Origin of the sequence: Salinivibrio sp. IB574, from assembly GCF_001996205.1 — a bacterium.
Lineage (GTDB): Bacteria > Pseudomonadota > Gammaproteobacteria > Enterobacterales > Vibrionaceae > Salinivibrio > Salinivibrio proteolyticus.
This window is the reverse complement of the sequence record NZ_MUFN01000012.1, coordinates 1-20,996: the sequence shown is the minus strand read 5'-3', so window position 1 is coordinate 20,996 and position 20,996 is coordinate 1. Positions and strand designations below refer to the sequence as shown.

The following is a 20,996-nucleotide window of genomic DNA, read 5'->3' as shown; positions in this document are numbered from 1 at the left end:
GTCCTCATTATTTTTCATTCCGCCACTTTGGCGTATACGACAGTGCTAGAAATCGCACCGCTAGGCAAGATACGGTCATTGGTAAGAATCGCCTCTTGGTGATACCCACAACGCTCGGCTACCGCGCGGCTGCGGGTGTTTTCGTAGGCGGTTTTGATTTCAACTCGCTTGGCATTAAGGCCATCAAACGCGTACTGCTCTAGCGTCCTCACCGCTTCGCTCATATAGCCAAGGCCTTCTTTGGAGCTCCGCAACCAATAGCCTATTTCAAAATAAGGAATCGCGATATTACGGATGATTAAGCTGATCACACCCACCAGTTGCCCCGTCGACTTTTCAAAAATCGAGTAGCGTAGCTCATTAATAAACATGTCGAAGTTATCAATCGCTTGTTGGGTGTTTTCAATCGAGCTCGATTCGGTCAACGCGTGCGGAAGCCAATCCATAAAAGGCGCAAGGGTGTGCTGACTTTCCAACACGGCTTCTAAAATGAAAGGCTGATGGGTCATATTGGGTGCCACCAGCAACAGACGATCGCTGTCGAGTTGGTCTACGCGCGGGGAATCATCCATTAATGTCCACCCAGTACCGCGCCAATGATTCATTGAACACTTCGCCATTAATGATGTTTTCCAACGTGCCGCCATTAGCTTCAATTACGTTGCGCGATGCCATATTGTCCTCATTCGCGGTAATTAGAGCGCGAGTTATCCCTAGCTCGCTCGCCTTGGGCAGCGCTAAGGCTAACATTTGCTTGCCATATCCACGTCCACGATATGACGGCGCAATATCGTAACCAATGTGTCCGGCTTCTTGAGATAGAAATGGCGTATTGATGTGATGGCGGATACGAATCGCGCCAATGATTTGTTGCTCAGCATCAAGCAGCCAATTATGACTACACGGCACATAACCTTTACGAAGGTTTTTACCCAATGACTCGTCCGTTAACCGAGTCACGTAAGCGGGGAAATCGTCTTTCCCCGGCCGATAGTAATCGGCATTCTCGGGGTCAAACTGAGCAAAATCATCATAAAAGCGCGAAAAGGCTGCTTGATGATGGCGTGCGGGGACGACTAATTCCATGTGCTTATTCCAATTCCTGTCATAGAATAAGGCTATCTCATTGATATTGAGAAATAAACACTTATTGGCCGTCTGTCATCCCACCGCCTTAGCGCTCGCCACCTAGATGTGATTGAGTTGTTGATTGCCGCGCATCACTGCCAACGCATCACCGCATCAAACGTTTGACAATGTTGAACCGCTTGCTCCGCCTCTTGCAGATAAACTTGTTGGGCACTTGAGGTTGGATAGGTTAAATACTCGGAACATTTCGCACTTTGACCGTTACCCACCACAATCTTGGCGCCCGGTTGCAAGGTGCACTGTACCAATTTATCGAGCGGCGACCATTGATAACAAATCTCATAATCTTGGCGATAATCCGCCACCAAGCCAGACGGTTGTGATAACGACCACCAGTGACCAAACTGACTATGCGGGTTGGTGCTATTCCACGCGCGATATACTGTCACCCCTTCAGTCGCCTGATATACCTTGCCTTGGCAAAGCTTCCCTTCCAATGGCTGACCCAACGAAGACGCCAGTAACGCTGGATCGTCCACAGCGACAAACTTGTCTGCCCATGCGCTTGGCAACGCCGTACTACCGACACATTCTGCAGCGTCGGTCGTTTCATTATCAACGGGCGCACTGGTACACGCTTGCAGTGTCACCATCAGTGCCCCAAGTAGTGCTTTTCTCATCATCCTTGCTCCCATTCGTGTCGTAATATGGCGTAAACCACCGTATCCCACCACCGTTCTTTAAAGAAACGATGCTGATGAAAATGGGCCTCTTGTCGCATGCCAAGTGAACGACAAAGCTTGGTTGCAGCAAGATTATCGTAAATAGTCTCAGCATATAACCGATGCACACCCAGAGACTCAAAACCAAAGTCGGCCAGCGCGACAGCCGCCTCTCTCATTAGCCCCGCGCCTTGCGCCTCTACAGCTAGGCCGTATCCGATGGAAGCTTGATGGTTGTCCTCAAGCCTTAAACCGACGGTGCCTATACATTTTTCTGATTGCTTGCAGATAACCGCTAACTGATAAGCCACGCGTGGATTTGTGTTGGCTTGTTCGATAAAGCGCGCGTGTAAGTCTCGGTATGTCTCCGGCTGGCAGTCCGTTTCGCTATAAAAACGCTGGTACTTCTGGTGTTGCGTTAAGTGAACAAACGCCTCTTCATCGCTCGGCCGCATGTCACGCAGCACAAGTCGACGTGTTTCAATCATAAACATCCTTGTCTCTCTTGTTGTTTTAGTTCAGCGCCTTGACCATGGTGGTGGCGCCGGAAAAGCCGACTAACCATTTTAGGTGCGGAAAGCGCTCTTCTTTAGTGGCGACAAAGCCTTTGGCTTGATAAAGCTTGCGGGCCCTGGGGTTGCTATCAATGACATCTAATCGAACGCTTTCAAAGCCATGCGCTTGGGCATAATCCATAATGGCATCCAATAATTGGGAGCCAATCCCCTGACCTCGTATCGCGCTATCAACAGCAATGCCATCCATCACCAATTCATTGTGTGCCGCTTTACGCTCAAACAGCGCCAATATCGCGCAGGCCCAAATGCCTTTGATGGACCCCAAACTATCGATCAACTGTTTCGCGCCCATGCCCTGTGTCAGTGCGCCGGTTTGAGTTTGAAACCCAGCCAACCCCACCACCTTGCCGTTTTGCATAGCGGAAAACGAAAAGTCTGGGACAAAACACTGAGACAACACCGCCACGCGCGCTGTCTGATTAGGGATTGCCCGTGCGAACTTCATCCCAAACGCCTGCTCATATAACTCAGCGACGTTTTGTGCTTGCTCAAGCGGCCATCCTTGCCGGATCGCTATCTCCATTGGCTCCCCTCTGTCTTCTTCAATAAAAAAACATCCACATATTTATCTTGACGTGAAGATTTTTAGAATTTATCTTTACATCAAGATAGATAATAAATCACAACTTAATCAGTTCATCATGGTTTAACCACAAGCGTATGACAGCCGCCCTTTTTACTGGCTATTGCGCGGCATAAGGACACAGGAGTCATAACATGGAGACTAACGAAATGAATATAATCGTATTTGGTGCCACGGGCGATATTGGCAGTCGAATTGTGTCGGAAGCGTTGCAACGCGGCCATAAGGTCACGGCAGTGACACGTAACGAGGCAGCATTCAGCAAGCTACCCGGCGGCGTAAAACCTGTCGCCGCCAATTTGAGCGATGCGGACAAGGTGGCATCGATGATGACTGGTCATGATCTTGCCATTACGGCGTTACGTCCACCCGCGGGCGAAGAAGCGCAATTACCGGTGTTAACCCAAGCGATCGTCCAAGGCGCAGCCCACCATCAAATGCGCGTTCTGATTGTTGGCGGTGCCGCTCGACTGATGATTCCGGGCACTGACGGTGAAACCGTGTTAAACGCCGAAGGATTTCTCCCTGCTTCAGCGGTTGAGATTGCACGCGCGTGCCAAGTGCAATATGAGCAGTGCCTCACCAGCCAAGATGTGATTTGGAGTTACCTCTCGCCTGCAGCCATGATCGCACCTGGTACTCGCACCAGTCAGTACACATTGGGGACAGACACCTTAGTGACAGATAGTGACGGACAGTCTCGCATTTCAATGGAAGACTTCGCGGTCGCCATGCTTGATGAGGCCGAAACACCTAAGCATCTGCAGCAAGCATTCACGGTGGGCTATGGCACCTAACAGGTGCTAGATCGTAAACGTAAAAAAGGAGCGCTGTGTTGAGCGCTCCTCACTATTCGATCTTTTCTTACCAGATTAAACCACTGACAGCTCGACCTTAATATTGCCACGCGTGGCATTGGAATACGGGCATACCTGGTGCGCTTGCTCGACCAATGACTGCGCAGTGTCTTTATCCAGATCACCGACAGAAACCGCCAACTTCACGGCAATGCCAAAGCCGCCATCAATCGGGCCAATCGACACTTCAGAGTTGATGTGGGTGTCTTCGGGCAAGGTCACGCCTGCTTTACCCGCCACTAGACGAAGCGCGCCAATAAAACACGCTGCATAACCGGCAGCAAAAAGCTGCTCTGGGTTGGTGCCTTGGCCGTCGTTCCCACCCAAGCCTTTAGGCGTGGAAAGCGCCACATCTAAACGTCCGTCATCGGATTTTGCTGACCCTTCACGGCCTCCGGTAGCGGTAGCTTTTGCTGTATAGGCAACACTGTGTAGCTCTTTCATTTCACTCTCCTGTGTTCCAGTCCGCTTGCGGCTCACTGCTTCGCACTCAGCAGGTGCGGTGAAGCCGCTTGCATCAGGTTTATTTATTTTGCATGCAAAATACTAGATCGCATTACCTAGCATTGCAAATATTTTGTGCACAAAATAAAATACCGTTTAGACACATAGACAATGACTCGCTCATGACTTACCCACAATTGAAGCTCAACAGCCAAATCTGTCACCGCTTGTATAAAGCCTCTAATGGTATCTCGCGCGCTTATCGCGCATGGCTGAGCGAGCTAGATCTCACCTATCCGCAATATGTAGTGATGATGGCGCTCTGGGAAACCAATAAACTCACGATTGCGACACTATTGGAAAAGACAGGCATCGACGGTGGTGCGATGACACAGATTTTGAAAAAGATGAGCGATAAAGGCTTGCTCACCATTGTGAAAGACGAAGACGATAAGCGAAAGCGGTGGGTAACATTGTCTGACAAAGGCATTGCCCTGCAACATCAAGCGGCGGACATCCCAGAAAAAATCCGCTGTAGGTTTCCAAGCATCGACGATGAACAAGCTCAGCAACTTATCGATTTATTGGACAAAATTAATCATGACTTAGGGGAAGGTGGCGCATAAACACCATCGGAACACGAGTCTTTGATTCGCTTATTCGTCACATCGCCAAACTATTACTTGGTCCTGCCACCCTTTATTGAGACAATCGCTGCTGTTACTTCGACAATTACGGACAACAATGAAATTACTAGCTCGCAATCTTGCTCGCACCACTACCGAACACCAACTTCGTCAGCTATTTTCTGAGTATGGTGATGTTACCGAATGTAATCTGGTGCTGGACCAAGAGACTGGCGAATCCAAAGGCTTTGCTTTCGTGACCATGCCTGATGACACACAGGCGAAAGCCGCGATGGCGGCGTTGCACTTAACCAGCGTTGCGAAAAGCAAAATCCGCGTTAAAGTCGCAAACTAACCGCAACACTCTCTTTTGCTATTCTCATCCACTGGGGTGGGAATAGTTCGCTATCAGCGTCAATACACACTGTGCTGACATCAGACCTCTTCATACTTCACCCTTCTCGTCCATCAAAAACGTATACCCCAAAAGCAACAATCCCTCGACATCGCTGTGCATTATCTATACTGGCATGACGTATCAGAAGTTTGCAGTAAACATGACACCAACATCAATTAGGGGTCCGTTATGAAGAAGATTATCTTTCTGTTTCTACTCTCGATGTCCTTTACCGCAAGTGCTCAGATCAAGTTAGTGACGCTCGAATACCCTCCCTACATCACGCGAGATGGTAACGTGGTCGATGGCGTTGCTGTTGAACTGGTTGAACGCGTTTTCAAAGAAATGGATAAGCCCATCAGTATTCAAGTACTGCCATGGGGACGCGCGATAAACTATGTCGAAACCGGAGAAGCTGATGGCATTTTCACGGCATTTAAAACCGACGAGCGCGAGACATTTGCCCGCTATATTGATGAGGTACTGTTTGACCAAAATATCGTCGCCATTGGTAACAAAGCTGCCAACGTAACTTGGGATAAAAACACCATTAATCAGTTTCAAATTTGCCTGATCAACAACGTCAGCTACGGAAAATGGTTGGATGATATGGTCGCGCAAAATCGCTTCAAAGGCGTCAGACGCGTCAGCTCACCCGAACAATGCGTCCAACTCCTCCAAGCAAACCGCGTTGATTTTTGGGTCAACAATGAGTTTGGCGCCCGCTATGTTGCCGTTCAAATGGGCGTGCAATCGGATATTGCCATTCAAACGCCCCCCATTGAATCCACCCCCAGCTATATCGCCTTCTCTAAAAAAGGCCAGATGAGCGAGCAAGATGTGAAGCAAGTTAACGACACCGTTGCAAGCATGAAAGCAAGCGGCGAATACGATCGTTTAATTGAAGAATACTTCGAACAACTCGCATCCGCCTTGAATCAATAGTTCCGACGCGTGCGCTCACCCACTTTAAGCGGTGAGCGCACCATTCAGCGAGCCAGCAAACTCAAACAGTAATTTGTGGACGCAATGGCTTAGAAGATTGACAGCCCGTTCCACACTCGTCACCATCATCATGGTGAGTTCTATTTTCAGGTCTGATCAATCAACATGGCAAAGCCAAATAAAAAAGGGCCCACCAAAACCATCGATATTTTCTGTAAACGCTGTAATGCGCAACTATTTAAATATCGCAAAGGCGGCAAAGGTGCATTGGTGAAGTGCTTTAAAGAAAGGATTGTTGAGGATGCCACCACCACGCCGTGTCACTGCCCTCAGTGCGAACAGCCCTTTGCGCGTGACACCTTGGTGCGAGGCACACCAGCCTATAAATTTATTGGCGGTAAGGTATGGTTCAAATGAAGATAACCCCTTTAGGCGATACATTAGGGGCGCAAATCGATAATATAGATTTATCCCAGCTTTCAGAGGCTGAGTTTGCGGCGCTGTACCAAGCGTTTTTACGCTACAAAGTGCTTTTCTTTCGTGAGCAGCCTCTATCTACCGACGACCATGTCGCACTGGCAAAACGCTTCGGCGAGCTTGAGCCTCCTCACCCGTTTTTTCCGCACCTACCCGATAACGACCAAGTGGTCGTGATTGAAACCAGCCTCGGCAATCCACCCAGCCAAAGCTATTGGCACACCGACATGACATGGCAAGCGGTGCCGCCCAAGTGCTCGGTTTTACACGCGCAGTATGTACCAGAACATGGCGGGGATACGATTTGGTGTGACATGGCAGCAGTATGGGCCGATCTCACCGACAAAGAAAAAATCGAGCTACGCGAGCTCGACACCATTCACGCACTGCACGCCTTTGAAGGCAGTCGTTACGATCATCAAGACGCCGACGGCCAGAGTGTGGTCTCGAAACGCGCTCAAAACTACCCACCCATTCGCCGTGCCATGGTGCAAACCCACCCAGAAACCGGCCAAGAAGTACTATTTATTAACGAGCAATTTACTCGCGCGATTGCCGACTGGCCAGAGGCGGCTAGCCAACAACGGCTCGCGACACTGTTTAGTCAAGCACGCCAATCGAAATATCACGTTCGTTTTCGCTGGCAAAAACACTCGGTGGCTATCTGGGACAATCGCGCCACCCAGCACTACGCGGTAACCGATTATGGTGACGCCCCCAGACGATTACACCGCGTCACGGTTCAGGGTGACAGTGCTCAATAACGCCTAATGTCGATCAGGTACGGGTGTATTGATACAGATTGTTGCTATGCCCATAAAGCATGATTGGGTGTTGTAACCGAAACCCGAGCTTTTCGAGCAAGCGGTTGGAGGGTTGGTTGTCCGGTATGGTCATCGCCTGAACCGTAGTCAGTCCGCTCGCTAACAGAGTTGCTTCAAGCACCGCCTCGGCAGCTTCTGTGGCGTATCCTTGCCCGGTATAACGCAATAAAAACGCGTAGCCTAAATCTGGATATGCCAATTCATCGCGCTTGAGCACACCGCACATGCCGATGAGCTCACCATCTTCCCGCCGTTCTACCAGATTTAAACCAAAGCCATGTGCTTGATAGCTCGCAAGCGGTCCGTGACGGAGATACTCGATAGCATCTTGTTCAGTACGCACCTTTTTATCTGCGATATAGCGTATAAACGATTCATCATTAAGCAGCTCCACAATAAACGGCGCATCGTCGAGATGAAACTGTCGCACATTGAGCCTTTTTGACCGGCATATCAGTGTCATAAACCACTCGCTTACTGAAACATTCTATCGCGCCATAATCGCATATTGGCGCGAATAAGTATCTACGCCGGCAACCAACACTGATAAAAATCAGTCTTCGCATGTTTGGGGTTAGCGCGAACAAATTCCCAGCCGTGCTGGCGATAAAAGGCTAACGCACGATGATTATCACGGCTTACAGAAAGCAACGCTCGCCGGCACCCCGCGTTTGCTAAGGTGGTTTCGATATAGCGCTGCAGCAAAGGGGCAAACCCGCGACCACGAAAAGCAGGTGCAAGGTAGATGAGATGCACATAACCCGTCTCAGGCTCCGGTGACGTGCTGCGAAATTCAAGCTGCCCAGCCCATTCTCCATCGACAAAAATATGCCGATAAAACCACTCGGGCTGATTCATGCGTTCACTCACCCGTTCATAATAGCCCGTTAGAAAGTCTTCAAACCCCTCATCGGAGCCAAAGCTACAGACAAAAGCGTCCCGACGTGCAGCTACGCAATAAGCAAAATCGGTTTCAAGATTGATGGGACGGAAAGTCAGGTGCATGGGTGTATCCTTACTCAAGATAATCTCTATCTCCATGACGCGCGCAAAAGTTAGTGCTAGATAGCACGGGTCATCGTTAACTCATCAACAGAATGACCATCGATTCGATAACAATCCGACATATTGCCAATCACTTTAAAGCCACATTTTTCGTATAATTTTTGAGCGGGTAGATTATTAGAGAGCACGTTCAAGTCAAGCCATCTGACATGCTCTGTGTGTTGACAAAACACCACCACGGCATTAATTAATGCCGCCCCTACTCCTTGTCGCCTAATACGACTTTCACCCCCCATCCCAAGCATAACGCGATGAGCCTTGTACGGTTCGTTATACTGACGCAGGTCAATATGACCAACAATGGTATTATTCTCTTCTTTAGCCAACCATAGCTTTCTCCAGCCTGTCTGCCCCACCTCAAACTGAAAGCCGTCTTGAAACTTCGCTTTTAACTCTTCGGATACATAGCTACATGCTTTAGAAAGCGGCTGGAAGTTTGGCGCACTGTTGGTGTTATTTTCTTCAAGCTGAGCATGCAGATAGACAAAGAATGCTTGTAAATCTGCTGTCGTTGCCTCAACGATTTTCACTGGCTAGTTTCTCTGTTACATAAGTAATAAAAAACATGGCGATACTCGCTCGATGTTACGTTTCGAACATTGATTACAAACCACCCGATAAATCTAAAAAGTTACCGGTCGAAAAGGAAGCTTTATCAGTCGCTAGCCAAAAAATGGCCTCAGCAACTTCTTCTGGCTGCCCACCTCTTTGCATCGGAATTTTATTTTCTAATCGTTTGACTCTCTCCGGTTCGCCGCCATCTGCATGCATGTCGGTATAAATTAAGCCAGGACGTACACAATTCACGCGAATTCCTTCCGCTGCCACCTCTTTAGATAAGCCTTTAGTCAGTGTATCAACTGCTCCTTTAGAAGCAGCATAATCGATGTATTCATTGGGGGAACCAGTGCGGGCCGCACCAGAAGAGACATTTATGATCGCACCACCTTCTCCACCTGATCGCGTCGACATACGTTTAACGGCTTCGCGACAGCAAAGAAAACATCCTGTAACATTGTTGACCAAAATGGCATTGATTCGACTTGCAGTCATATTTTCTAGGCGCGATTGCTGGCGCAAAATGCCAGCGTTATTGACTAGCACATCCAGTTTATCTACTCGCTGATCCACAGACGAAAACAATTTAATGGCATCTTCCTCTTTGGAAACGTCGGCTTGGATTGGGTAACACTCCCCTCCTTCGGCCTTAATGTCGTTTGCGACACGAGATGCGGCCTGATGATTAGACTTATAGTTAATAAAAACTACGTATCCGTTTCGTGCAAATAACTTGGCCGTTGAGGCACCGATGCCTCGCCCACCACCTGTTATCAATACCGTCTTTTTACGCATCTGCATTCCATCCAATTATAAAGCATTATTATTAATACGTTTTTTCTTTCTCTCCGAGGAATTGACTGAAGCGCAATAAATAGCCATCGGGATCTTGAACCAAGAACTCTCGTTGACCGCAAAGCACTGTCCCTTCGTCATACCAGTTTTCTTGTGGTTCTTGATAAAGAGGCGTTTCAGACGCAACCAAGCGTTCCAGAACCGGCGAAATATCACTTAACTCTATTTGGAAATTAACACCTCGCCCGAGTGGGTAGACGAGTGCCCCTGTTTCCCATCCGGCGTCGTGCATTTGCTCAATCATGATATGAACCTTCTCATACTCTAAGTAAGCAAATTTTGGTGTGGTGCGTTGATTTCTAATTTTGAACCCAAGCAAATTCTGATAAAAATGGAGTGACCTTTCGAAATCACTAACAGTTAACTCTGGCACCATTGGGTTCCAATATTCTTCCATAAAATCCCTTTATATAATAAACAACGAACTTTTTACTCTTAATCACTTGACGAGCTTACTTGCATCAAACACTAAGTGACATTTGGTTTACTAACATCATTTAACGAATGTTTTTCTTCAAAGTTATTACACTTGATACCTACTTCACGAGATAATATATCTGCGATTTTTGATGGTTCATAAAAACTCGCTGACGGAATACGTATCAGTTTATGATGACCATAAAGCGCTTCATCTACGTACAGATCGCGTTCCTGTCTTTTCTTCCATTGAGAATCAATTCCATTGTAATTTTATTGAGATGACAACTCGTTGACTTTTTCCTTTGCTAACTCTTCTCATTCATCAAACAGGCCCTCGGAGCCCAATGAGGTTTCCAAATGGATCAGTGACTTGGCACATCGATAGTCCATGCTCGATCGCCATTGGACCGCGGTATAACTCAGCGCCAATCGCCTTAAAGTGATCTAGGGTGCTTAACAAGTCATCAACCTGCCAATACAGCACAGTCCCGCACTTACCATTGCGGACTTTTTCATCGGCTTGCACAATTTCCAACTGAAAACCATTTAGGTCGAGGACAGTAAAATCAAAGTCTGGATAATACATAGCCGTTGCATTAGGAAAAGCCTTGCGATACCACTCTAGCCCTTCATTCACGTTAGGTACATGTACAAGCAATGCAGAAGGGTAAACGGACATACCATTGGAATAACCTTGTTCATTCTTCATTGAAAGTGACTCGCAAATTTCTCGATAAAAAATTAACTGTCGTAACCCAGTAACTCATCAAATCGTCTCAGCAATCAGCCGACGCCGCTATCGTTAGTGTGATTTAGGCTCAATTAACATGATCTTGCATGTGCCCCTAATCACAGTGAGAATGTGAAGTTTAATATCAACAATGACTATCTCTATTTTTACACCATACACTTCTCGCACCAACATGCCTAAAACCGACTAATTTACAGTTGCGACTACTCGTACTGTTTGGCATGACATCAGTCAGCACTACTTTGGAACCTAAAGAAATAGCATCTTCAATTCGTGCTCTAAGTAACGCAGTTTGACACCCTTTCGAACGATAACTCTCTTGTGTATACGCATTGGCGAGTATTACATATTCGCCCTCGATATAACTCGTTGCCCAAGCACATGGCTCACCGTTTATTTTCGCAACATAGCAACGAAACGTATCGGTGCAGTAAAGCGGACGTTTCTTCTGCCAGGTTTCGTTCGAACACTCTAAACCTGATGTTTTAAGTAAAGCTAAAAAATCATCAACATTATCATGTGACCATTGTTCAACTGACACTTGTTGGGATTTATCTGTACACGCTACATACTCATCAGGCTTCAGTTCGAGAAATTCATGCTCATATTCCGGCATAAAGTCACGATTTAGTAACCATGTTGTCAGCTCATTTGTTATTGCCTGCGGTTCGACGGATATTTCAGGGGGCAAGTTATGTGTGTAAAAACTCAGATAACTCTCTAAAGTCTCTATGCTAGAAAATTCATGGATGATTATCTGGTTATCATACCTACGTGTTTTGTCCACAAAGACAGAGCAACCTTCAGATTCAACCGAAAAAAGTTCACTGTCTAAATCAGTTGAGAGCGTTCGTTCATTATTAAAGTGAAAGTAAGCGTTATAGACGTCTCTTACTTTTTTATCTTGCATCGTTCCCTCGATACTATATTAAAAATTAACGGATTAGCCATTTATTGATAATCAATCACACTTAGACACGGCCTTCAATACAGGAGGTAACTAAATCTAATCAATTAATTTTGACGCTAGTCTCTCTAAGTACCACTTTTAAGGTAACAGTATATACGCTTACTTATTGGCTGCTCTCGCGCTGAAAGAAGTGCCAGAGGCAGCTGATCGTTTATTATCTATTTGGTGAAGTGTATCCCGTTGTTGTCGCTATGACCTCAAATCCACGCYTTGATACGATTGGTTTACTCATATCTGAGGCATCGATTATAAGATATTTAACCCCTTTCGATTTCGCTTCAGCGATGCGTTTATTAAGGAGTAAACTATAATACCCATTACCGCGAAATTCTTCGATTGTGCTTCCGCCCCAAATACCGGCAAATGGGCTATTACCATTAAATGTTAGCCAAGCAGAGGTCACTGGTCGGCCATTTACATATACGACGTAGATAGACACAGAATCAGGAGAATGTTCCTTGAGGCTTACTAAGTAATTATATTGCCAATCAAAATCTCCACCCCAAACTTGTTCTTGAACCCTTATTGCGTCACGAATGCCTGTGCTGTCAGAAACCTCTGTGATCTGAGATTCATCAAAGGGCTCACCAATGGCCTTTGAAAGATCCAAAACCATAAATGATTCGGTATCTTCTTTTTCAAAACCATTAGCGAGTAATACACTGCCGATATTACTTGGATTATCGGTACTATATGTCTTCCACTCAAAGCATAAGTTGCGTTGGCTAAAGTATGCTAGCTGCTCTTTAACTATTGATTCAGCAATATTTTCGTCAAAATCAAAGAAAGAAATATAACTACCATAACGATCTTTTGATACGAACTTCGTCAGATTATTATCTGACTCCTTTACACCATTAAACGAGGGAGCAAGCTTTCGCTCAAACTCATTGTAGTCTCGCATTACATCCACTGTATTCATTTTATCCTCATTGATTGCTACCTTGCAGAAATACGCTAGTTATGAACTAATCAACACAATCAGGCATAGCATCCAACGTCTTTTCTAACCATATTGAACTAATATAATGCCCATTTTTTCTTGCGTACTCATTGAAAACACCAACCTCTTTAAAACCAAAGCGTTTATGCAAAGCTATTGATGCATCATTTGGTAATGCAATACCGGACAATGCGCGGTGAACTCCGCATGTGTTTATCGATGAGAACAACTGCTTATACAGTCTAGTCCCTAAGCCTTTGCCTTTCGCCTCTGGCGCTAAATACACTGTCACCTCGACCGTATCGTCAAAAGCAGAATTCACCCTATACGGTTGGGAGCATGCAAAACCACATACTAAGCCGTTTTCTATCGCAACATAAAGCTGATGCTTCGTTCCACTTGAAAACTGCGAAAACCATTCTTGGCGATTCTCTACTGTGAAAGGATCTACCTCAAATCGAGCATTGGTATGTTCGATATAAAAGTTAAAAATGTCGGTAATAGCCGACACATCTGTATGCTTGCCAGTCCTAATTTCCATACAATATCCTTGTTCTATATCGCCGATGTTCACCATCACTCGAATTATCAAGACGACACCGTCTAGCTCGGCACTGTTTTAGGAGAAAAAGTTGAGCTCGATAAACACCACTTTTCTCTTTATTCAGAGATTAATTACAAAAAATTGTCATTATTGCCTGTGAACGTGAGATGATGGTGAGCTTAGGTTCAATGCTCAAAGACGGCGTGATGTGGGATAAAAACCTCGCCAAATTTTAACGATTGACGACATACTCGTTTGTTATGTTTTATTGAACTTTGAAGATACCATCGCTCCCAAGCTAGCTAAACAAATAACTCTAGCTTGACTGCTTTTCGATAACGTTTATACGAACAGCTATAATCGTTGATAAGTTGAGACATTTTTGACACTGATTTTGCGTATTCAGCCCTTCCCTCATGATCATCCCAACGACCTCCACGATCGCAATTAAAATATGGTTGAAGACAAAGTTTTTCATCATCACCTCTAGCACGACCATATTCACAAAATTCCAACATTATAAAACTATGTAATTTTTTTGTTACTGGCTTAAGATCCTCTAGGGCAGTGGAAATAGGTTTCGATATGAACTGTGTTTTTACTATATAGATTTCATACATGAAATTAACTAGTGGATCCAGCTCACTAGAGTAGAATGCATGTGTTGCCTTTACATCATGGAAAAATCGCATTAGATACTCATCATTCAAAATTCCATCAAGTTTATTAAATAGAGCTATATCATGTTCTATACGCTTATGATTACTTTCATTCTGAGCGTTTAATGCTAATTTCGTCTTTTCACGCTGAAGTAATATATTATGAATTAGAGAAAAAAAGACTAAGATAATTCCCACAAGAGAATCATATTCACCCAACACTCTAATGTTGTACTGTTTTTCCAAAACTGAATTAACAACACTTTGCAAAATAGAACTTGAAGTAAGACTAATTCCAGCAATTACAACTACCCATGTTACCTTGTTTGAAAACTCAGGAAAGAATAGCCTAAATACTTTTTCTAATTTCTCCCAACTAATAATCAAATCACATCTCCCAAAAACATAACACCTGCAATAAAGTGCCCTACACTGAAATAAAAAAGCACACTGAACTTCATACCAAAACCGCCGAGTGTAACGGGTGATGTTGATCCACTTTAACGGACACGTCTTTCGTTAAGTTCATTGTTTTCAAACGCTATCGGCGACATATAGCCAATGCTGCTGTGTAACCGTGTTCGATTATAAAAGTACTGAATATATTTTCTGAGCTTCTCTCGTAAGTGTCTTAAGTTAGCAATCGGTGCATTTCCCTAGTCGATTCATGCTCTGCTCAACACCGTGTTCCGCCAGTAAATGTCGCACCCTATCCGCACAATACTCGCTATGAAATAGCTGCCCCCATTTAGGCTTCCAACTAACCCATCACGCGTTACCACGCAGGAGCGTGGGAACGAGGTGATAGGCTCCCACGCTACCGCCCTCTGGTTGGCGGCGTCCAAAAGGCCATGTATGGGCGAGAATTTTAGGGGACTTAGATTATCAAACGCTGGGTAATGTGTTTAGGCAAAGGCGTCTAAAATGTTGGCGTGGTCAGGGTTTGGGGATTTGTGGGGCATAAATGCAAAAAAGCCGCTGAATAATCAGCGGCTTTTCAGTATGTGGCGGAGAGATAGGGATTTGAACCCTAGAAGGGCTATTAACCCTTGCCGGTTTTCAAGACCGGTGCTTTCAACCACTCAGCCATCTCTCCGGAACGCGGCGTATATTATTGGGTTCGCTGTGGCTTGTAAACCCTTTATTTGCCGCTTTTGGTCTGTTCGCTCAAGCCATGATCAGGTTGGCGATATTGCTAGCAAAAGGCGATTAGCTTGCCGCCAATCGCCCTACTTTACTGAGACACTTTAACCGAGTCTCGTTACCGCGCAGTACTTATAGCGCGATAAAAATACCCGCCAGTGCGGCACTCATTAAGTTGGCAAAGGTGGCGGCAATCACTGCGCGCACGCCTAAGCTTGCCACATCTTTGCGACGCTCCGGCACCATCGCACCGATAGAGCCGAGCTGAATGGCAATCGAGCCGATATTAGCAAAGCCACACAAGGCAAAGGTCACAATGACTTGGCTTTGCACCGACAAGTTCGCTTTGATATCAGCAAACGATAAGAAGGCAACAAACTCGTTAAGCGCAATTTTCTGGCCAAGTAAGTTACCCACGGTGAAGATCTCGTGCACCGGTACACCGGTGAGTAGTGCCAGCGGTGAGAACAGGTAGCCAAACAGCATTTCTAGGCTTAGACCGTCAATGTCAACCAGCTCACCTAGACTACTCAGCCCAGCGTTTAGCATCGCAATCACGCTGATAAAGGCCACCAGCATGGTGCCCACAGCCACCGCGACTTTCATGCCGTTCATCGCGCCGCTGGCGAGTGCGTCAATCGCATTGGCTTGGTCGCTGTCACTAATCTCTACATGGTTTTGTTCTGCGGGCGTCTGTGTTTCCGGCACAATGATTTTTGCCATCAAAAGTCCGCCGGGGGCAGCCATAAAGCTCGCGGCAATCAGGTATTTCAAATCGACACCCATCGCCGCATATCCGCCCAACACACTACCGGCGACCGAGGCCATGCCTCCCACCATCACAGCGAAGAGTTCAGAGCGTGTCATTTGGCTAAGAAAAGGGCGAACTACCAAAGGAGATTCGCCCTGAGAAAGAAAGATGTTGCTGGTTGCCACCAGAGACTCTGCTCGGCTGGTGCCGAGTAATCGCTGTATGCCACCGCCGAGAAGTTTAATAACCCACTGCATAATGCCGAGATGATAAAGGAGGGATATCAGCGCACTGATAAAAATGATTAGCGGCAGAACTTTAACAGCGAAAATAAACCCATCGTTGGCGAGAGGACCAAATACAAACTCAATGCCTTCGTTGGCAAATGAAAGCAGCTTCGCCGCGCCATTGCTCATAGAGCCCAGCATGGCTTGTCCTACTGGAATGTAAAGCACCAGTGCGGCAAAACCCGCTTGTAGGCCAAATGCCCCAAGCACTGTACGCCAGTTGATCGCTTTACGGTTAGAGGAGAACGCATAGGCGCACAAAAACAGAGCGACGATGCCGGCCGCACTATAGAGAAGTTGCATAAATAGAATACCTTGCCGTGTTGTGTTGCACTTGCGGTACAGATGAGTACGACACGCTGCCAAGGTGGCAAGAGGTTCCATCATGCGTTTCATCGTACCGCGGGTTCGGTGAAGGTGGGCCCAACCTTGGACACTTTTTCTTCAGCCGCGAATCGCGACACAGCCACTCTTTGCCTTTGGGCTGGCGAAGAGCGCATGTTGGGCGGGCATTCTATTGTGATTTGAATCGCATTTCCAGCTAAATTTTGCTTTTGATCACATTTTATTCTCAGCCGCTCACTGAACGCTACGACGATGGTCGGATAGGCTGCGAGACGGGTTTTTGGCAAGATTGATTGACACAGATCGCTCATATGTTATTGATAACCTGCTATTGACAATAAAATTAATCAAATAGCGATAAAAACAAACACAACAACGCAATTATTATAAAGGAAACAATCATGCAAACCGTCTCTCCTCATGAGGCCGGGTCGCGTCTATCTGTGATCCAACGTGTTCGCGCCTTGGGGCCGGGCATTATGATGGCCGCTGCCGCCGTGGGTGGTTCTCATCTGGTTGCCTCAACTAAAGCCGGTGCCATTTATGGTTGGCAATTGGCCGCATTGATCCTGCTGGTAAATCTCTTTAAATACCCTTTTTTCCGCGCAGGCGTACAATATACCGCAGGAACCGGCGAAACCTTAGTAGAGGGCTATGCCCGCCTCGGCCGCGGGTATCTGTGGCTTTTTATCGTGCTCAGCGCGGTATCCGGCGTGATCAATACAGCCGCACTGACTTTATTTAGCGCCAGTCTGCTGAGCTATTTTGTGCCGTTTGACCTTTCCCTGACCGCCCTTTCCATCATTATCGTAATGACTTGTTTGGTCATTCTAATTGCTGGCCATTACAAGGCGTTGGATTGGCTATCTAAAGTGATCATGGCGACGCTTACCTGTGCCACCTTGGTCGCGGTGACTGTAGCAATCGGCAACCCTGTCGCGGTTGAACCTAATTTTCAGGCTCCGTCCATTTGGTCAGTCACGGCGATTGGCTTTATCGTGGTCACCATGGGTTGGATGCCCGCCCCGATTGAAATTTCTAGCATCACCTCGGTGTGGCTAAAGCGTAAAGCGCAATCTGAGCCCATTAATGCTAAAGCGGCGCTGTTTGATTTTAACGTCGGCTATATCGGTACCGCTGCATTGGCGATTGTGTTTCTATCACTCGGTGCCCTGCTGTTGCATGGCAGTGGCGTTGAATTAAAGCAATCTGGGATTGGCTTTTCGCATCAATTGGTTGGCCTGTATGCCGCCACGATTGGTGAATGGTCCCGCTACTTGATTGCGGTGGTCGCCTTTTTCTGTATCTTCGGCAGCACCATTACCGTGATCGACGGGTATGCGCGGGTCGTGTCTGAATCGCAGCGCTTATTGCGTCGCCAGCCACAAGCCTCGCCACAGGTGACTCAAGGCTGGATGTTAATCACGGCCGTGTTAGCGCTCGGTATTGTCGCGTTTTGGACCGGTGCATTGCTAACCATGCTCGATTTCGCCATGATTGCTGCATTCGTGACCACGCCGTTCTTTGCATTACTCAACTATATTTTGGTGACCAAACACCGCTTACCGCCTGAAGTGACCATGAGTAAGTCGATGCGCGCACTGGCGATCGTGGGCCTGATATATTTATTCGGCTTTTTAGCAGTATTTATCTGGTGGAAGTGGTTGATGTAACAAAGTTTACCTTGTTCACGCTTGAAGGGCTGGGTTAACATCCTTTTACAACTTCACCATCGGCGTTGAGCACGGATAAGGTATTATTTGCTTTATAAAAGCCAGTCATGGTTTAGGTTAAGGACGTGGGTAGCTTGAAAAAGTGAACGACTGCCCACATAACTGTCGTATTAAGAAATGGATTGTTAACCCAACCGGGAGAACGTTATGAACGATCGTATCGTTTCGCACAGCCAGTCACAGCAGAGTGCGTTATCTACTAACAAAGTGCTACGTAACACGTATGCACTGCTATCGATGACACTGATCACCAGTGCTATCGCGGCCTTTATCGCTATCGCTGTCGGCATCGGCCCAATGATGTCGCTAGGTATGACCCTAGGTGCGTTGGCGATCGTGTTTTTTGTGCTACCTCGCACCATGAACTCCTCCGCGGGTATCGTGTGGACCTTCGTGTTCACCGGCCTTCTGGGCGCCTCGTTAGGCCCAACACTGACCTATTACCTGAGCCTGTCGAGTGGCCCAGGGATTGTGATGCAGGCGCTTGCTACCACAGGTATGGTATTCCTTGGCCTGTCGGCTTACGCCATCACATCGAAGAAAGACTTCTCTTTCATGGGCGGTTTCTTGGTCGCTGGTGTGATTGCGCTATTGGTGGCGATGGTTGCGAACATCTTCCTACAGATCCCAGCGCTGAGCTTGGCGATCAGCACCATTGCGGTACTGATTTTCTCCGCCTTTATTCTGTATGACACCAGCAACATCATTAACGGCGGCGAGACCAACTACATCCGCGCCACCGTGTCGCTGTATTTGAATATCTTCAACATCTTCGTTCACCTGCTGAGCATTCTTGGCATCATGAACGACGACTAAGTGCCACACAAAAATTGTGTATGCACCACCAAAGCCGGCTATTGCCGGCTTTTTTTATAGCAGCACGCACAAGCGTGATGAAGAAACCTGTCCGCAATAAACGTCAGTTGCACTCATTCCAGTCGCTCGCTATGCTTTGCAGCCTTATCAACGGCGAGAACATCCGCTGGGATGACGAACAAAGGCAAGACTATGTTGGTGTATGAAGGTGAAACCGTTGCAACGGATGCGCAAGGGTATTTAAAAAACGTAGACGATTGGCACGAAGCGCTGGTTCCCTTGTTGGCTGAGCAAGAAGGCATTGCACTGACCGAGGCCCACTGGGAAGTGATCCACTTTGTCCGCCATTTTTACCAAGAATACAACACCTCACCGGCGGTGCGTTTATTGGTAAAATCGATGGAAAAAGAATACGGTCCAGAGAAAGGTAACAGCAAATACCTGTTTAAGCTCTTTCCGAAAGGCCCGGCCAAACAAGCGACCAAATTGGCAGGCCTCCCCAAACCCGCCAAATGTTTGTAACTAGGCCCCATTAAAGACTGTCCTATGACCTACTGAATGGCAAACCCATCCACGGAACGCCATTCAGTGTCTTCGTGTTTAACGTGATTCACGCTCGCGGTGGGCGGCCCTTGATCTAACCATGCAATAAGGGCATCAACCGACTCTTCGCGGCCACATGCCAACACCTCAACACGTCCATCTGGCAAGTTCTTCGCGTACCCAGTCAAAGACAGTTTTAATGCCTCGTGCGCGGTGTGATAACGAAAGCCAACGCCCTGAACGTGACCTGTGACATAGGCCTTGACGCATTTTTGAGACATCGGTCACCTCCACTGTATTTCCATTGCATAATGACATCTGTATAACGCTACATGAGACAGTCGTTTGACAGGATTACGTCATGAAAGAAGTAGCGTTTCGATGGATTGATAAATACCTCATCCACCTTCGGCTCCAAGAAAAATTTTACCTTATCTTTTTCCTTCCCCTCCTCGCAATGATAGTGATAGCGCTGACACTCGATGCAGCGTCGGACACGCGAGTGGCAACCAACATGCAGGCGGAAGGCCAAGCCATTCAGGCCCTAGTGGCGAAATACGATTTGCCAGCGCAAGAAGTACGCACGGTACTACAAAACCAGCAAAGCGGGTTTACGCTCACGCCGTCGGGACAGCTTGACTATCAACCAGATGGCACCTTGTTCACCTACCTTGGCACACTCGATTGGAGCTTGCTGCTTGGCATGGTAGTGGTGATTGCGCTGTTGACCTATTACATCATGACCTTTATCGGCGGCGCGATGTACACCATGAACCAAGCTCTCTTAAAGCTAGCAGATGGGGAACTCAGCTACCGAATGAACTTCTTCCCAGTAAGGGATGAGTTCAGCCAGATCGCGATTACCATCGACAAAGTGCTTGAGCGTGAGCAAAACATGGTGAAAGCCATTCAGCAAAGCGCAGAGATGATGGATAGCTTGTCATCGAGCCTGCAGCAGCGCAGCGACGAAAGTGAATCACTGGGTGAAAGCCAACGTCAGTATCTTGATTCACTCGCCAGTGCCACCGAGGAAATGGCGGGATCGATTCGTGAAGTGGCGAGCCACGCCAC

28 protein-coding genes and 1 tRNA gene are annotated in these 20,996 nt (G+C 47.0%); 10 read left to right on the top strand and 19 right to left on the bottom strand.

What is annotated here, in order from left to right:
* Window positions 1-14: 14 nt before the first annotated feature.
* The 5 genes from BZJ17_RS07365 to BZJ17_RS07345 all read right to left on the bottom strand — a co-directional run bounded on the left by BZJ17_RS07365 (window position 15) and on the right by BZJ17_RS07345 (window position 2,912).
* The gene (locus tag BZJ17_RS07365) at window positions 15-572 is read right to left on the bottom strand and encodes a GNAT family protein (RefSeq protein ID WP_077640271.1); all 558 of its coding nucleotides are present in this window, start codon (window positions 570-572) and stop codon (window positions 15-17) included.
* The gene (locus tag BZJ17_RS07360) at window positions 565-1,086 is read right to left on the bottom strand and encodes a GNAT family N-acetyltransferase (protein ID WP_077640270.1); all 522 of its coding nucleotides are present in this window, start codon (window positions 1,084-1,086) and stop codon (window positions 565-567) included. The genes BZJ17_RS07365 and BZJ17_RS07360 overlap by 8 nt, the downstream gene beginning before the upstream one ends.
* Before the next feature lie 134 nt (window positions 1,087-1,220).
* A complete protein-coding gene (locus BZJ17_RS17410; protein ID WP_077640352.1) occupies window positions 1,221-1,769 on the bottom strand; it encodes a hypothetical protein in 549 nt (182 codons plus the stop codon).
* Window positions 1,769-2,305 carry a GNAT family protein gene (locus tag BZJ17_RS07350; RefSeq protein ID WP_077640269.1) on the bottom strand — a complete coding sequence of 179 codons (537 nt, stop codon included), beginning with the start codon at window positions 2,303-2,305 and terminating at the stop codon, window positions 1,769-1,771. The genes BZJ17_RS17410 and BZJ17_RS07350 overlap by 1 nt, the downstream gene beginning before the upstream one ends.
* Window positions 2,306-2,324: 19 nt before the next feature.
* The gene (locus tag BZJ17_RS07345; RefSeq protein ID WP_077640268.1) at window positions 2,325-2,912 is read right to left on the bottom strand and encodes a GNAT family N-acetyltransferase; all 588 of its coding nucleotides are present in this window, start codon (window positions 2,910-2,912) and stop codon (window positions 2,325-2,327) included.
* Between the two features lie 209 nt (window positions 2,913-3,121).
* On the opposite strand from BZJ17_RS07345, the gene BZJ17_RS07340 reads away from it, so the two are divergent.
* Window positions 3,122-3,769: an NAD(P)H-binding protein gene (locus tag BZJ17_RS07340; protein WP_077640351.1), complete on the top strand. Its 648-nt coding sequence runs from the start codon at window positions 3,122-3,124 to the stop codon at window positions 3,767-3,769.
* 75 nt (window positions 3,770-3,844) lie between these two features.
* Here BZJ17_RS07340 and BZJ17_RS07335 read toward each other — a convergent pair whose 3' ends face one another.
* Window positions 3,845-4,273: an organic hydroperoxide resistance protein gene (locus BZJ17_RS07335; protein ID WP_077640267.1), complete on the bottom strand. Its 429-nt coding sequence runs from the start codon at window positions 4,271-4,273 to the stop codon at window positions 3,845-3,847.
* A gap of 182 nt (window positions 4,274-4,455) precedes the next feature.
* Between BZJ17_RS07335 and BZJ17_RS07330 the strand changes: the two genes are divergently transcribed.
* The 5 genes from BZJ17_RS07330 (at window position 4,456) to BZJ17_RS07310 (ending at window position 7,482) form a co-directional block, all read left to right on the top strand.
* Window positions 4,456-4,899 carry a MarR family winged helix-turn-helix transcriptional regulator gene (locus tag BZJ17_RS07330; RefSeq protein WP_077640266.1) on the top strand — a complete coding sequence of 148 codons (444 nt, stop codon included), beginning with the start codon at window positions 4,456-4,458 and terminating at the stop codon, window positions 4,897-4,899.
* Window positions 4,900-5,017: 118 nt separating this feature from the next.
* Window positions 5,018-5,254, top strand: a complete 237-nt coding sequence (locus BZJ17_RS07325) for an RNA-binding protein (RefSeq protein ID WP_069587544.1) — start codon at window positions 5,018-5,020, stop codon at window positions 5,252-5,254.
* A 231-nt stretch (window positions 5,255-5,485) separates the two neighbouring features.
* Window positions 5,486-6,241, top strand: coding sequence for a transporter substrate-binding domain-containing protein (locus tag BZJ17_RS07320; protein WP_077640265.1), 756 nt, complete (start codon window positions 5,486-5,488; stop codon window positions 6,239-6,241).
* A 165-nt stretch (window positions 6,242-6,406) separates the two neighbouring features.
* Entirely contained in the window at window positions 6,407-6,658 is a 252-nt protein-coding gene (locus tag BZJ17_RS07315) for a hypothetical protein (RefSeq protein ID WP_077640264.1), read from the top strand.
* Window positions 6,655-7,482 (top strand): TauD/TfdA family dioxygenase, encoded by an 828-nt coding sequence (locus BZJ17_RS07310; protein ID WP_077640263.1) that lies wholly within the window; start codon window positions 6,655-6,657, stop codon window positions 7,480-7,482. The genes BZJ17_RS07315 and BZJ17_RS07310 overlap by 4 nt, the downstream gene beginning before the upstream one ends.
* A 13-nt stretch (window positions 7,483-7,495) precedes the next feature.
* On the opposite strand, the gene BZJ17_RS07305 is transcribed toward BZJ17_RS07310, so the two are convergent.
* The 12 genes from BZJ17_RS07305 to BZJ17_RS07245 all read right to left on the bottom strand — a co-directional run bounded on the left by BZJ17_RS07305 (window position 7,496) and on the right by BZJ17_RS07245 (window position 16,791).
* Window positions 7,496-8,005: a GNAT family N-acetyltransferase gene (locus tag BZJ17_RS07305; RefSeq protein WP_077640262.1), complete on the bottom strand. Its 510-nt coding sequence runs from the start codon at window positions 8,003-8,005 to the stop codon at window positions 7,496-7,498.
* Between the two features lie 62 nt (window positions 8,006-8,067).
* The gene (locus tag BZJ17_RS07300; protein ID WP_077640261.1) at window positions 8,068-8,547 is read right to left on the bottom strand and encodes a GNAT family N-acetyltransferase; all 480 of its coding nucleotides are present in this window, start codon (window positions 8,545-8,547) and stop codon (window positions 8,068-8,070) included.
* Window positions 8,548-8,603: 56 nt separating this feature from the next.
* On the bottom strand, window positions 8,604-9,137 hold the full coding sequence (locus BZJ17_RS07295) for a GNAT family N-acetyltransferase (RefSeq protein WP_077640260.1): 534 nt from the start codon (window positions 9,135-9,137) through the stop codon (window positions 8,604-8,606).
* Between the two features lie 73 nt (window positions 9,138-9,210).
* Window positions 9,211-9,960, bottom strand: a complete 750-nt coding sequence (locus BZJ17_RS07290; RefSeq protein ID WP_077640259.1) for an SDR family oxidoreductase — start codon at window positions 9,958-9,960, stop codon at window positions 9,211-9,213.
* Window positions 9,961-9,991: 31 nt separating this feature from the next.
* On the bottom strand, window positions 9,992-10,417 hold the full coding sequence (locus BZJ17_RS07285; RefSeq protein ID WP_077640258.1) for a VOC family protein: 426 nt from the start codon (window positions 10,415-10,417) through the stop codon (window positions 9,992-9,994).
* Between the two features lie 345 nt (window positions 10,418-10,762).
* Window positions 10,763-11,149, bottom strand: a complete 387-nt coding sequence (locus BZJ17_RS07280) for a VOC family protein (RefSeq protein WP_241836774.1) — start codon at window positions 11,147-11,149, stop codon at window positions 10,763-10,765.
* 166 nt (window positions 11,150-11,315) lie between these two features.
* A complete protein-coding gene (locus BZJ17_RS07275; RefSeq protein ID WP_077640256.1) occupies window positions 11,316-12,101 on the bottom strand; it encodes a GNAT family N-acetyltransferase in 786 nt (261 codons plus the stop codon).
* A 214-nt stretch (window positions 12,102-12,315) separates the two neighbouring features.
* Window positions 12,316-13,083, bottom strand: coding sequence for a GNAT family N-acetyltransferase (locus tag BZJ17_RS07270; RefSeq protein ID WP_077640255.1), 768 nt, complete (start codon window positions 13,081-13,083; stop codon window positions 12,316-12,318).
* 46 nt (window positions 13,084-13,129) lie between these two features.
* Window positions 13,130-13,645, bottom strand: a complete 516-nt coding sequence (locus BZJ17_RS07265) for a GNAT family N-acetyltransferase (protein ID WP_077640254.1) — start codon at window positions 13,643-13,645, stop codon at window positions 13,130-13,132.
* 305 nt (window positions 13,646-13,950) lie between these two features.
* Entirely contained in the window at window positions 13,951-14,694 is a 744-nt protein-coding gene (locus tag BZJ17_RS07260; RefSeq protein ID WP_077640253.1) for a hypothetical protein, read from the bottom strand.
* Window positions 14,695-15,312: 618 nt separating this feature from the next.
* Window positions 15,313-15,403 (bottom strand) — tRNA-Ser (locus BZJ17_RS07250).
* A gap of 179 nt (window positions 15,404-15,582) precedes the next feature.
* Window positions 15,583-16,791, bottom strand: a complete 1,209-nt coding sequence (locus tag BZJ17_RS07245; RefSeq protein WP_069588359.1) for a NupC/NupG family nucleoside CNT transporter — start codon at window positions 16,789-16,791, stop codon at window positions 15,583-15,585.
* Window positions 16,792-17,234: 443 nt separating this feature from the next.
* On the opposite strand from BZJ17_RS07245, the gene BZJ17_RS07240 reads away from it, so the two are divergent.
* The 3 genes from BZJ17_RS07240 (at window position 17,235) to BZJ17_RS07230 (ending at window position 19,904) form a co-directional block, all read left to right on the top strand.
* Window positions 17,235-18,506, top strand: a complete 1,272-nt coding sequence (locus tag BZJ17_RS07240; RefSeq protein WP_077640252.1) for a divalent metal cation transporter — start codon at window positions 17,235-17,237, stop codon at window positions 18,504-18,506.
* Between the two features lie 207 nt (window positions 18,507-18,713).
* On the top strand, window positions 18,714-19,382 hold the full coding sequence (locus tag BZJ17_RS07235; protein ID WP_069588355.1) for a Bax inhibitor-1/YccA family protein: 669 nt from the start codon (window positions 18,714-18,716) through the stop codon (window positions 19,380-19,382).
* Window positions 19,383-19,574: 192 nt separating this feature from the next.
* Window positions 19,575-19,904, top strand: coding sequence for a TusE/DsrC/DsvC family sulfur relay protein (locus BZJ17_RS07230; RefSeq protein WP_069588353.1), 330 nt, complete (start codon window positions 19,575-19,577; stop codon window positions 19,902-19,904).
* Between the two features lie 29 nt (window positions 19,905-19,933).
* Here the strand turns inward: BZJ17_RS07230 and yccX are convergent, their stop codons facing one another.
* A complete protein-coding gene (gene yccX, locus BZJ17_RS07225) occupies window positions 19,934-20,206 on the bottom strand; it encodes an acylphosphatase (RefSeq protein WP_077480235.1) in 273 nt (90 codons plus the stop codon).
* Window positions 20,207-20,286: 80 nt separating this feature from the next.
* Here yccX and BZJ17_RS07220 point away from each other — a divergent pair.
* Window positions 20,287-20,996, top strand: a 710-nt coding sequence (locus tag BZJ17_RS07220) for a methyl-accepting chemotaxis protein (RefSeq protein WP_131826802.1), incomplete at its 3' end; no start/stop codon positions are given.